The following is a 12575-nucleotide window of genomic DNA, read 5'->3' as shown; positions in this document are numbered from 1 at the left end:
TCTACCCGGTGACGCCCTGTACTACAACACCGGAAAGGGGCGCGGGGAACTGCGCGACCGGCCACAACGGACCGGCACTCGCCAGTTCACCCACGCCCCTACGGCGCTCCGCGCTATGCGCGACCCGCGGTCTTCTGCGTCTTCCGGGTGATCGAGTCGATCACCACGGTCGTCAGCAGAACACCGGCGGTGATCATGTACTTCACCGGCTCGGCGATGGACTCCAGCTGGAGGCCGTACTGGATCGAGACGATCACCAGCACACCGAGCAGCGCGTTCCAGGTACGGCCGCGCCCACCGAACAGCGACGTACCACCGATGACGGCCGCCGCGATGGCGTTCATCAGCAGGTCACCGGTACCGGCGCTCTGGTTCGCGGAGGCGATCTTCGACGCCAGGAACAGACCACCGATGGCGGCGAAGCCACCCGAGATCGCGAACACGGAGATGCGCACCGCGGTCACGTTGATACCGGCACGACGCGAGGCCTCGACGCTGCCACCGAGGGCGAAGATCTTGCGGCCGTACGCGGTACGCCGGAGCACGAAGTCCGTGAGGACCAGGAACACCAGGAAGATCACCGTGGCCAGCGGCAGGCCCTTGTACTGGTTGTACATGATCGCCGCGGCGAAGGAGACGACGGCCAGCAGGCCCGTACGCAGCAGGGTGTCGCTCAGCGGCCGGAACGGGATGCCGGCGGCCTCGCGGCGGCGGTTGCCGAGGAACGAGGTGATGAAGAACACCGCGGTGATCACGGCCGCCAGGCCGTACGCGGCCGCCACGTCCGTGAAGAAGTACGTCGTCAGCTTGCCGATCAGGCCGTCGCTGTCGAGGTTGATCGTGCCGTTCTCGCCCAGTGTCTGGAGCATGAAGCCGAGCCAGAACAGCAGACCGGCCAGCGTCACGGCGAACGCCGGGGCGCCGAGCACCGCGAAGAAGAAGCCGTGCGCCGCGCCGATGACGGCACCCGCCGCGACGGCGACGAGTACGGCCGCCCACTCGGGCCAGCCCTGGTTCACCGCGAGGACGGCCGCGAGGGCGCTGGAGGCGCCGCTGACCGAGCCGACGGAGAGGTCGATCTCGCCGAGCAGCAGCACGAAGACGATGCCGACCGAGATCATGCCCGTGCCGACCATCGTGACGGTGATGTCACTGATGTTCTGCGCGGAGAGGAACGCGGAGTTCAGGCTCTGGAAGATGACGCAGATGACGACCAGGCCGAGGATGACCGGCAGGGAGCCCAGTTCACCGGCCTTCAGCTTGCGCCGGAACTCGGTGACGTAGCCGGCCAGGCCCTGCTCCTGCACCAGCAGGCGCGGGTCGACCGCGGTGACCGCGGCCGAAGCGGCCTCGGTGTTGAGTACCTCGTGGTCCTGCGCCGTGGCGGAGGTCTTGTCGATGCTCACTTGGAAACCTCCCCGTTCGTGCGCGCCGCACGGCGGGTCACGGCGTTCTCGGTGGCGCCGGTGATGGCGGAGATGATCTCCTCCTGCGAGGTCGTCTTGACCTCGAAGACGCCGTTGTTGCGGCCGAGGCGCAGCACGGCGACCTTGTCCGCGACGGCCTTCACGTCGGCCATGTTGTGGCTGATGAGGATCACGGCGTGCCCGCGCTCGCGCAGCCGCTCGACCAGGTCGAGGACCTGGGCGGTCTGCTCGACGCCGAGGGCGGCGGTGGGCTCGTCGAGGATGACCAGCTTGGGCTCGCCGAGCATGGAGCGGGCGATGGCCACGGTCTGGCGCTGACCGCCGGAGAGCGAGGCGATCGGGATGCGCACGCTGGGGATGCGGATCGACAGCGTCTGGAGCAGTTCGCGCGAGCGGCGCTCCATCTCGACCTCGTCGAGGATGCCGCGCTTCTTCAGCTCGCGGCCCAGGAAGAGGTTGCCGACGACGTCGATGTTGTCGCACAGCGCGAGGTCCTGGTAGACCGTCGCGATGCCCAGGCTCTGGGCGTCGTGCGGCCGGTTGATCGAGACGGCCTTGCCGTCCCATTCGATGACGCCCTCATCGATGGGGTGCACGCCGGCGATCGTCTTGACCAGCGTGGACTTTCCGGCACCGTTGTCGCCGACCAGGGCGACCACTTCACCGGCGTGGACCTCAAGCTCTACGTCGGTGAGCGCCTGAACGGCACCGAACCGCTTGGAGACCCCGCGCAACGCCAGCACGGGCGTAGCGGACACGTGAACCATCTCCTTCGCCGCCTGACCCGGCGGAAGGGTTGTGCAAGGAAAAATTGGGGGGTTCCGTCCGGCGCCCCGCGCCGAGCTTGCGGGGCTGACGTATACGCGAGGCGCCGGAGGAGTCTTGTGCAGTCATGTCCCGTGCGGGAATTCAAGGACGAATTCCCGCACTTGGAAAGGGACCTGGGGCTGCGGTACCGCTACGGTCAGCCGGTGACGCCGGCCTTGTCGCAGGCGGCCTTGTACTTGCCGGTGCAGATCTCGTCGGCCGTGTAGACGCCGTCCTTGATGACGGTGTCGTTGATGTTGTCCTTCGTCAGCGAGGTGACGGGGACGAGGACCGCCGGGATGCCCTTCTCGCTGCCGCTGTCGACCTTGTCCTTGGCGATGGAGTCGAGCGACTTGCCCTGGGCGAGCGCGACGGCCATCTCGGCGGCGGCGTCGGCCTCGGGGGCGTACGGCTTGTAGACGCTCATGTACTGCTCGTCGGCGACGATGCGCTGCACGGCGGCCAGCTCGGCGTCCTGACCGGTGACCGGGACGTTGATGCCCGCGGCCTTGAGCGCGGTGATGATACCGCCGGCCATGCCGTCGTTGGCGGAGTAGACGCCGGCGATGTTGTTCTTGCCGACGGCCGAGATCGCGGCCTCCATCTCGGAGTTGGCGTTCTCCGGCTTCCACTCCTTGGTGTCGTACTCCTTGGCGATGGTGACCTTGCCGTCAAGGGCGGAGTGCGCGCCCTCCTTGAACATGGCGGCGTTGGGGTCGGTCACCGAACCGTTGATCATGACGATCTTCGAGTCCTTGGTGGCCTTGTCGCCCAGGGCCTTCAGCAGGGCCTCACCCTGCGTCTTGCCGACCGCCACGTTGTCGAAGGACGTGTAGGCGCTGATGGGGCCCTCGGCCAGGCGGTCGTACGCGACGACCTTGATGCCGGCGTCGACGGCCTTCTGGACCGAGTTCTTGATCGCCTTGGCGTCGACGGCGTCCAGGATCAGGACGTCCACCTTGTTGGTGATCATGGTGTCGACCTGCTGCGCCTGCAGGTTCGCGTCCTGCTTGGCGTTGTTGTAGTCGATCGTGGCCTTGCCGTTCGTCAGCTCCTTGATCTTCTTCTCGATCAGGGGCCGGTCGAACTTCTCGTAGCGGGCCGTCTGGTTCTCCGGGAGCAGGAGACCGACCTTGATGTCGTCGCCCTTGGCCGCGGAGGCGGTGGAGTCGTTGTCGCCGCCCGCTTCCTCGGCGCTGCCGCAGGCAGCCAGCGAGATGGCCATCGCACCGGCGGCAATGGCAACGGCGGCACGACGCATGCGCGTGTTCACTTCAGAAACCTCCCTGACGAGGCCGCGTCCTTGCGGCCGAGGTGGCTGGAAGTCAACTCGGCCGCACGTGCGACGTCAAGAAGTAAATCCTTAACGGGTTGGCAACGGTGCCATCCGTTCTCTAAGTGAAGGCAGGGGCAGCGGCATGCAGGGTGCTGTCCAAAAGGGTCGAATCACCCATCTCGCTGAGCGCGAGCGCGAGTGCGCCGAGCACCTCGGCGCGGCCGCCAAGTGCCCCGGGAAGAACGGACAGTTGACGCGCGGCACTGGGGATGGCGTAGCGGCCGACGGACTCCCGGATGGGCCCGAGGACCAGCTCACCGGCCTCGGCGAGATCACCGCCCAGGACCACGCGGCTCGGGTTCAGGAGGTTGCACAGATTGGCGACTCCGCTGCCGATGTGACGGCCGACGTCGGCGATCACCCGACGGCAGCCCGGATCTCCGTCCCTGGCCAGCCGTACGACGCCTTCCATGGTCAGATCGGTGCCGTGGCTGGACTGGAGCAGCGGGAGCACATAGCGCGCGGCCGCGAAGGTCTCCAGGCAGCCCCGGTTTCCGCAGCGGCAGACCGGGCCGGATTCATCAAGAGTAATATGCCCGATTTCTCCCGCCGTGCCACCCGGGCCGCGGTAGATCTTGCCGTTGATCACCAGGCCGGCGCCGACACCGCTGGCCACCTTGATGTACGCGAGGTCCCGCACGCCCCGCCCGCTGCCCCAGACCAGCTCGCCGAGGGCGCCCAGGTTGGCGTCGTTGTCGACGTGCACGGGCACGCCCAGGCGGCCGCCCAGCTCCTCGGCGGGCTTGGTGCCGGTCCAGCCCGGCAGGATGGCCGTGGAGCCCAGCGTGCCGGACTCCACGTCGATCGGGCCGGGCACACCGAGACCGACCCCGGCGATCTTGGAACGGTCGACGCCGGTCGCCGCGATCAGCCGGTTGACCAGCTGTTCGGCGCGGTCGAACCCTTGCGTCGAGGACGCGTCCACGTCCAGCGGCTCGGACTCCTCGGCCAGTACCTGATGGGCGAGGTTCCCGACCGCGACGCGCAAATGCGTATGGCCGAAGTCGACCCCTATGACGATGCCGGCGTCCCCGCTCAGCGACACGCTGCGGGCCCGGCGGCCACCCGCCGAGGTGGGGGTGACCTCGACCGTTCCGCCGTCCTTGAGTTCACGGACGATATTGGAGACCGTGGCCGCGGACAGACCGGTGGTCCTCGCGATCTCGGCCTGGGTGAGAGATCCGGCCAGCCGTACGGCCCGCACGACCCGCTCCAGATTGGCTCGGTGCAGCGACGACTGCGACCCCGGAGTCTCCACGACGACCTCCTGCGCGCGGGACCGCATCGATGAGGCCCCGTTCGTGTCCAACTAGTGAACTCTAAGCTGAGCCGTTCGGGTTGCCTCCCGTCAAGAGGTTGAACCGGATCCGGGTACGTGCACACACCTGTGCACGCCGCTCCCAGGGAGGGGAACGGCGTGCACGCGAGCGGTTTCGGAGCGCTACGTTCGACTTACGTCACATCGCGGCCCCGGACTACTTCAGAGCTCCCGCCGTCAGCCCCGCCACCACCTGGCGCTGGAAGATGATGTAGGCCGCGAGCACCGGCAGCATCGCCATCACCAGACCGGCGAAGAGGCCGGACCAATCGCCCTTGTAGCCCTGGCTGACGGCCAGCTGCACCAGGCCCTGGGTGAGGACGCGCTTGTCGGGATCGGTGTTGAGGACCGTGGGCAGCATGTACTGGTTCCACTGGCCCAGGAAGTTGAAGATGCCCACGCTGATCAGCCCCGGCTTGGCCATCGGAAGCATGATCTGGAAGAACGTGCGGCTGTGCGAGGCACCGTCGACGAAGGCCGCCTCGGCCACCGATGTCGGCAGCGTGCGGAAGAACGCCGTGAGGAAGAACACGGTGAACGGCAGCGAGTACGCGATGTAGACCAGGATCAGCCCGTGGATCGTGTTGAGCAGTCCCATGTTGTTCACGACGTAGAAGAGCGGGACCAGCGCGAGCATGATCGGGAAGCTCATGCCGCCGATGAACAGGAAGTAGATGAAGCGGTTGCCCGGGAAGTCGAACCGGGCGAGGACATAGGCCGCCATCGAACCGAGCACCAGGGTGCCGATCAGCGAACCTCCCACCACCAGGATGGTGTTGAGGAAGTAGTCGCTCATGTTGGCCTGGGTCCATGCCCGCGACCAGTTCGAGAAGTGCAGTTTGTCCGGCAGTGACCAGGGGGAGCCGAAGATCGAGGCGTCGTCCTTGAAGGACGTCATCACCGCCCACAGCAGCGGCATGGCGACCATGAACGCCCAGATGACGAGGACGCCGTGGGAGAAGACATTGAGGACGGAGCCCTCTTTCTTCTCCTTGGCGGGCGCCTTCGCCGGCACCCCGGTCTTGGTGATCGGCATCCCGGACTCGGCCGGTACGGGAGCGGTGGTCTCGGTCGTCTTCATCTGTCAGAACTCCAGCCGCTCGCGCCGCCCGAGCCGCATGACGATCGCGGCGAAGGCCAGCGTGACGACGAGCAGGGCCACACCGATCGTGGTGGCGTAGGCGGCCTGCCCGTCCCGGAACGCTTTCTGGTACACGTACAGGACCATGACCGTGGTCGAGTAGTCGGGGCCACCGGGTCCGGTCGTCATGATGTGTACGACCGCGAACGACTCGGCGCCGAGGGCGAGGATGCCCATGTAGACCCAGCCGGACTGCACGGTGTCCCACAGCAGCGGCAGGGTGATCCGGAAGAACGTACTGGCGCGGCCGGCTCCGTCGAGCAGTGCGGCCTCGTACAGATCCGCCGGGATGGAGGCCATACCGGCGGAGAACAGGACCACGAAGAAGCCGACCGTGGACCAGACGATCACGCCCATCACGGCCCACAGCGCGAGATTCGGGTCGCCCAGCCAGAGCGGCTGGACGCTGTCGAGTCCGATCCCGCGCAGGATCGAGTTGATCGCTCCGCTGTCCGGGTTGTACGCGAAGGCGAACAGCAGCGCGACGATCGCGATCGACAGCACCTGCGGGAAGAAATAGACGATCTTGTAGAACGAGGACCCGCGGACACCGGTGACGGCCGGGCCGCCCTTTCTGCGCCGGCCGCCCACATTGATCATGAAGGCGAGGAACAACGCGAAACTGAGTGTCACCAGCGGCAGCAACAACGCGAACAAAAGGCTGTGCTGCAACGACTTCCAGAAGATGTCGTCGTCGAGCATCCTTTCGTAGTTGTCGAAGCCGACCATCTTGAATTCGGGGCTCAGCCCCGTCCAGTCCGTGAACGAGTAGTAGATGGACTGGATGAACGGCCAGACGACGAAGAGCGCGTACAGCCCCAGGGGCACCGCGAGGAACCCCACGATGAACTTGTACTTGCCGTGCTGCATTGCTATCGACCCCGATCTGCGCGCGGGTGCAGCCGCTGGTGACGGGTCCTCATGGGACCTACTGGTGCTTGTAGTGCTTGATCGACGTGTCCTTGGCCGCCTCGTCGGCGAAGCCCTGGATCTTCTTGATGGCCTCGGCCGGGGTGAGGCGTCCGGCCATCATCTCGCCGAGACCGGAGACACCGATCTTCTCCTTCTGGAGCTGGACGTACCAGTCCTGCAGGCGCGGGTTCACCACGTTCTGGCCGGCCTTGTCCAGCGCCGCGACGCCGGACTTCAGACCGGGCGTGAGGGTGATGCCGTCGGTGCCGCCGTTGTAGGCGGTGAGCGACTTGACCTTGCTGGTGAAGTTCTTCGAGCTCGCCTCGCTCAGCATGATGCGCAGCTGCTCCATGCCGCCGGCGGTGTTCTTCGCCTTGGCCGGGACGATGAAGGGCTCACCGCCGGAGGCCCAGATCGTGCCGAAGGGCATCTTGTCGGAGGAGTCGATGCCGGTCGGCGCGGACACCGCGAGGTCGAAGTCCTTGGGGATGACGTTCGCCGACTCGTTCTCCACCCAGGAGCCGTTCGGGATGAACAGCGCCTTGCCCTGGGCCCACGCGGTCTGCGACTGGATGTGGTCCAGGCCCGGGGTGCCCTTGAGGACGTAGCCCTTCTTGTAGAGCTCGTAGTAGGCCTCGAAGCAGGCCTTGACCGCCGGGTGCTTCCAGGCGTTCGGCTCCAGGTTGTCGATGGCGTCGAGGACCTCGACCCCGCCGACCTTGCCGATCATGGGGTAGAGCGAGAAGGGGAGGTAGTACGGGTACTTGCCCGCGTACGTCCAGCCCGCCATGCCCTTCTTCTTGGCCTTCTCGCAGACCGCGAGCATCTGGTCCCAGGTCTCGGGGTACTGCTCGTCGAGCGAGTCCAGGGCCTTCTGCGAGTACCAGACGCCGTACACCGTGTAGGCGTAGTACATGATCCAGACCTTCTCGCCGTCGAACTGGCCCATCTCGACGATGCCGGGCCGCAGCGTGTCGCGGACCTTCTTGCTCGGGTCGTCGTAGGACGGGGCGTCCAGCAGCGGCGTGAGGTCGGCGAGCTGGTCCTTGCCGACCAGGACGCCCATGTCCATCTGCTCGGCGCCGGAGTTGTCGATGAGGTCCGGCGGGGTGCCCTGGTTGAAGCGGGGCTGGAGGGTGGACTGGATCTTCTGGGTGGCGGAGAACTTGACCGTCACCTCGGGGAAGTTCTTCTCGTAGATCTTGACGGCGTCCTCGGCGTACTCCTTGCCGAAGCCGCCGTCGAACAGCACGAACTCCATCTGCGCGGTGTCATTGACCGCGAGCGGGTTCTTCGCGGTCTTCTTGCCCTCTTTGGCCTTGTCCCCGTTGCCGCCGCCCCCGCCGCTGGCACACGCGGAAAGGAAGCTCATGGTGGGTACGGAGATCAGGCCGAGCGCGGCGGACCGCTTGATCAGATCGCGACGTCCGACACGTGCGGAGCCGTTGTTCTCGGGGTTCTGGGCGGAAGTGGATCCCATGCTCAAGTCCTCGCCTTCTCCAGGACTCAGGCGGTGCACCGGATCACCGCCGGCACCGCGATCGGGTCAAGCTGGGGTCGTGCAGGAAGTGCGGAATCATGTGAAGTGCCGACAGGTATAGTCCACTTCCCGCCAGCGGAGCAAGATCGAATGCAAGGTTGGCCGGTGGTCTTTTCCGAGTTGAGACCTCACGGAAATATGAGGGGCCTGTGCGCCGCTTGCCCGAAAAATCCGCGACATAAGCCCCGAATGCCACAGCCAACACCCTTGACAATACTTGGCACTTGAGCCACAACTGATCCTTGCGCAGCGAATTGACAACGTTGTCCCGTGCGCAGGGAGGGTACCGGCTTATGCAGCAGAGAGCTCGGCACAGATGGGGTACGGCGGTCGTGTCGGCGACCGCCTTTTGTTTGGCCGTGGGCTCGCAGGGCGCGGCGGTCGCCCTGCCCCAAGCGCCCGCCGCGGCGGACCGGGAGTTCGCGTCGTCCTTCGAGGCGGACGACCCGGCACCCGACTGGCTCAACACCGTCGACACCGCACCGGACGGCGGCAAGCGCGCCTCCGGCGTGGACGGCGGCTACAGCAGTGGCATCCCGGGCAATGTGACCGACCATGTCACGGACGTGCGGGCGAACGGGGAGAACTCCGGCGGCGGCGAGGTGAAGGAGAACCTCGTCGACGGGGAGCCCAGCAGCAAGTGGCTGGTTTTCGAGACCACCGGATGGGTCGAGTTCGACCTGGACAAGCCGGTGAAGATCGCCAAGTACGCGCTCACGTCCGCCAATGACTACGCGGAGCGCGACCCGCGGGACTGGACCCTGAAGGGCTCCTCCGACGGCAAGGACTGGAAGACCGTCGACACCCGCTCGGGTGAGACGTTCTCCGAGCGGTTCCAGACGAAGACGTACGACCTCGCGGAATCGGCCGAATACCAGCACTTCCGCCTGGAGGTGACCGCGAACAACGGCGCCTCCGGCATCCTCCAGCTCGCCGACGTCCAGTTCTCCACGGGCGGCGGCGACGCACCGATACCCCAGGACATGCTCTCCCTGGTCGACCGCGGCCCGAGCGGCTCGCCGACCGCGAAGGCGGGCGCCGGCTTCACCGGCAAGCGGGCCCTCAGGTACGCCGGCCGGCACACCGCGGACGGGCGGGCGTACTCGTACAACAAGGTCTACGACGTGGACGTCGCCGTCGGCCGGGACACCCGGCTGTCCTACCGGGTCTTCCCGTCGATGGCGGACGGCGACCTCGACTACGACGCCACGAACGTCTCCGTCGACCTCGCCTTCACCGACGGCACCTATCTGAGCGACCTCGGCGCCGCCGACCAGCACGGCTTCCCGCTGACGCCGCGCGGGCAGGGCGCGGCCAAGGTGCTCTACGTCAACCAGTGGAACAACGTGGCCTCGCGCATCGGGTCGGTCGCCGCGGGCAAGACCGTCGACCGGATACTCGTGGCCTACGACTCCCCCAAGGGCCCGGCGAAGTTCCGGGGCTGGCTGGACGACATCGCGCTGAAGCAGGTGGCTCCCGAGAAGCCCAAGGCGCATCTGTCCGACTACGCGCTCACCACCCGCGGGACCCTCTCCAGCGGCGGGTTCTCGCGCGGCAACAACTTCCCGGCGACGGCCGTGCCGCACGGCTTCAACTTCTGGACGCCGGTGACGAACGCGGGCTCGCTGAGCTGGCTGTACGACTACGCCCGCTCGAACAACGCCGACAACCTGCCGACGATCCAGGCGTTCAGCGCCAGCCACGAACCCAGCCCCTGGATGGGTGACCGGCAGACCTTCCAGGTGATGCCGTCGGCCGCCGCCGGCACCCCGGACACCGGGCGTGAGGCGCGCGAGCTGGCCTTCCGGCACGAGAACGAGACCGCGCGGCCGTACTACTACGGGGTGCGGTTCGAGAACGGGCTCAAGGCGGAGATGGCCCCGACCGACCACGCGGCGGTGCTGCGCTTCACCTACCCGGGTGACGACGCGAGCGTCCTCTTCGACAACGTGACGGACCAGGCGGGGCTCACGCTCGACAAGGAGAGCGGCACCTTCACCGGCTACTCGGACGTGAAGTCCGGGCTGTCGACGGGTGCGACCCGGCTGTTCGTGTACGGCACCTTCGACAAGCCGGTGACCGAGGGTTCCTCCAGTGGGGTGAAGGGGCACCTGCGCTTCGACGCCGGGGACGACCGGACCGTCACGCTCCGCCTCGCCACCTCGCTGATCAGCGTCGACCAGGCGAAGGACAACCTGCGCCAGGAGGTCGACGGCGCCTCCTTCGAGACGGTGAAGTCGCGCGCCCAGCGCCAGTGGGACAAGCTCCTCGGCAAGGTCGAGGTCGAGGGCGCCACGCAGGACCAGCTGACCACGCTGTACTCCAGCCTGTACCGGCTGTACCTGTACCCCAACTCGGGCTTCGAGAAGGTCGGTTCGAAGTACCAGTACGCGTCGCCGTTCTCGCCGATGCCGAACCCGGACACCCCGACGCACACCGGCGCCAAGATCGTGGACGGCAAGGTGTACGTGAACAACGGCTTCTGGGACACCTACCGCACCACCTGGCCGGCGTACTCGCTGCTCACGCCGAGCCAGGCGGGCGAGATGGTCGACGGCTTCGTGCAGCAGTACAAGGACGGCGGCTGGACCTCCCGCTGGTCCTCCCCCGGCTACGCGGACCTGATGACCGGCACGTCCTCGGACGTCGCCTTCGCGGACGCCTACGTCAAGGGCGTCGACTTCGACGCGAAGTCGGCGTACGACGCGGCCGTGAAGAACGCGACCGTGGTGCCCCCGTCGTCCGGCGTGGGCCGCAAGGGCATGGCGACCTCGCCCTTCCTCGGCTACACGAACACCGAGACGCACGAGGGCCTGTCGTGGGCGCTGGAGGGCTACCTCAACGACTACGGCATCGCGAAGATGGGCCAGGCCCTGTACAAGAAGACCGGCGACAAGCGGTACCAGGAGGAGTCGGCGTACTTCCTCAACCGCGCGCAGGACTACGTCAACCTCTTCGACTCCAAGGCCGGCTTCTTCCAGGGCCGCGACGAGAAGGGCGACTGGCGCGTCGAGTCCTCGAAGTACGACCCGCGGGTGTGGGGCTACGACTACACCGAGACCAACGGCTGGGGCTACGCCTTCACCGCCCCGCAGGACAGCCGCGGTCTGGCGAACCTCTACGGCGGCCGCAGCGGTCTCGCGGACAAGCTGGACGAGTACTTCGCCACCCCGGAGACGGCCTCGCCCGACTTCGTCGGCTCCTACGGCGGCGTCATCCACGAGATGACCGAGGCGCGGGACGTCCGGATGGGCATGTACGGCCACTCCAACCAGGTCGCCCACCACGCGAACTACATGTACAACGCGGCGGGTCAGCCCTGGAAGACCCAGAAGAACGTCCGTGAGGTGCTGTCGCGGCTGTACGTCGGCAGCGAGATCGGGCAGGGCTACCACGGCGACGAGGACAACGGCGAGCAGTCGGCCTGGTACCTGTTCTCCGCGCTGGGCTTCTACCCGCTGGTGATGGGCAGCGGCGAGTACGCCATCGGCTCGCCCCTGTTCACGAAGGCGACGGTCCACCTGGAGAACGGCCGGGAGCTGGTCGTCAGGGCGCCGAAGAACAGCGCCCGCAATGTGTACGTCCAGGGCCTCAAGGTCAACGGGGTGCCGTGGAAGTCGACGGCGCTGCCGCACTCGCTGCTCGCGAAGGGCGGCGTGCTGGACTTCGACATGGGGTCGCGGCCCTCCTCGTGGGGCACCGGCAAGAACGCGGCGCCCGTGTCGATCGCCCAGGACGACGAGGTGCCGACGCCCCGTGCGGACGTGCTGAAGGGTGACGGGGCGCTGTTCGACAACACCTCGGCGACCCAGGCGAGCGTCACGTCGGTGGATCTGCCGGTGTCCGAGGGCGCCAGGGCGGTGCAGTACACGCTGACGTCGCCGTCGGACCGTACGAAGGCGCCGACCGGCTGGAAGCTGCAGGCGTCGAAGGACGGCACCACATGGCGGACGCTGGACGAGCGCTCCGGGCAGTCCTTCGCCTGGGACCGGCAGACACGGGCGTTCTCCGTGGCGTCACCGGGCACGTACGGGAAGTACCGCCTGGTCCTCGACGGTGAGGCGACCGTGGCGGAGGTCGAACTGCTGGGCTGA

General features: G+C 67.0%; 8 protein-coding genes. 1 reads left to right on the top strand and 7 read right to left on the bottom strand.

The window, feature by feature from the left end; all coding sequences use genetic code 11:
• Positions 1-113: 113 nt before the first annotated feature.
• The 7 genes from ACGFW6_RS16485 to ngcE form a co-directional block, all read right to left on the bottom strand.
• On the bottom strand, positions 114-1406 hold the full coding sequence (locus ACGFW6_RS16485; RefSeq protein WP_393509353.1) for a sugar ABC transporter permease: 1293 nt from the start codon (positions 1404-1406) through the stop codon (positions 114-116).
• On the bottom strand, positions 1403-2194 hold the full coding sequence (locus ACGFW6_RS16480) for an ATP-binding cassette domain-containing protein (protein WP_393509351.1): 792 nt from the start codon (positions 2192-2194) through the stop codon (positions 1403-1405). Before ACGFW6_RS16480 ends, ACGFW6_RS16485 begins: the two co-directional genes overlap by 4 nt.
• A gap of 197 nt (positions 2195-2391) precedes the next feature.
• The gene (locus tag ACGFW6_RS16475; RefSeq protein ID WP_393509889.1) at positions 2392-3495 is read right to left on the bottom strand and encodes a substrate-binding domain-containing protein; all 1104 of its coding nucleotides are present in this window, start codon (positions 3493-3495) and stop codon (positions 2392-2394) included.
• A gap of 133 nt (positions 3496-3628) precedes the next feature.
• Entirely contained in the window at positions 3629-4828 is a 1200-nt protein-coding gene (locus tag ACGFW6_RS16470) for an ROK family protein (RefSeq protein ID WP_381465243.1), read from the bottom strand.
• A 217-nt stretch (positions 4829-5045) separates the two neighbouring features.
• The gene (locus tag ACGFW6_RS16465; protein WP_393509348.1) at positions 5046-5969 is read right to left on the bottom strand and encodes a carbohydrate ABC transporter permease; all 924 of its coding nucleotides are present in this window, start codon (positions 5967-5969) and stop codon (positions 5046-5048) included.
• Positions 5970-5972: 3 nt separating this feature from the next.
• Positions 5973-6899 (bottom strand): carbohydrate ABC transporter permease, encoded by a 927-nt coding sequence (locus tag ACGFW6_RS16460; RefSeq protein ID WP_393509345.1) that lies wholly within the window; start codon positions 6897-6899, stop codon positions 5973-5975.
• A gap of 58 nt (positions 6900-6957) precedes the next feature.
• Positions 6958-8421, bottom strand: coding sequence for an N-acetylglucosamine/diacetylchitobiose ABC transporter substrate-binding protein (gene ngcE / locus ACGFW6_RS16455; RefSeq protein ID WP_393509342.1), 1464 nt, complete (start codon positions 8419-8421; stop codon positions 6958-6960).
• 353 nt (positions 8422-8774) lie between these two features.
• On the opposite strand from ngcE, the gene ACGFW6_RS16450 reads away from it, so the two are divergent.
• Positions 8775-12575: a GH92 family glycosyl hydrolase gene (locus tag ACGFW6_RS16450; protein ID WP_393509339.1), complete on the top strand. Its 3801-nt coding sequence runs from the start codon at positions 8775-8777 to the stop codon at positions 12573-12575.

This window comes from Streptomyces sp. Y7 (assembly GCF_043195415.1).
In the GTDB taxonomy this organism is placed as follows: domain Bacteria; phylum Actinomycetota; class Actinomycetes; order Streptomycetales; family Streptomycetaceae; genus Streptomyces.
The sequence above is the reverse complement of the archived record's forward strand: the minus strand, read 5'-3'. Positions and strand labels throughout refer to the sequence as shown.

Excerpts from the sequence above, each read along its gene's own strand:
- ACGFW6_RS16480 (WP_393509351.1), bottom strand. The coding sequence starts at position 2,194 with ATGGTTCACGTGTCCGCTACGCCCGTGCTGGCGTTGCGCGGGGTCTCC.
- ACGFW6_RS16475 (WP_393509889.1), bottom strand. The coding sequence starts at position 3,495 with ATGCGTCGTGCCGCCGTTGCCATTGCCGCCGGTGCGATGGCCATCTCG.
- ACGFW6_RS16465 (WP_393509348.1), bottom strand. The coding sequence starts at position 5,969 with ATGAAGACGACCGAGACCACCGCTCCCGTACCGGCCGAGTCCGGGATG.
- ACGFW6_RS16460 (WP_393509345.1), bottom strand. The coding sequence starts at position 6,899 with ATGCAGCACGGCAAGTACAAGTTCATCGTGGGGTTCCTCGCGGTGCCC.
- ngcE (WP_393509342.1), bottom strand. The coding sequence starts at position 8,421 with ATGGGATCCACTTCCGCCCAGAACCCCGAGAACAACGGCTCCGCACGT.
- ACGFW6_RS16450 (WP_393509339.1), top strand. The coding sequence starts at position 8,775 with ATGCAGCAGAGAGCTCGGCACAGATGGGGTACGGCGGTCGTGTCGGCG.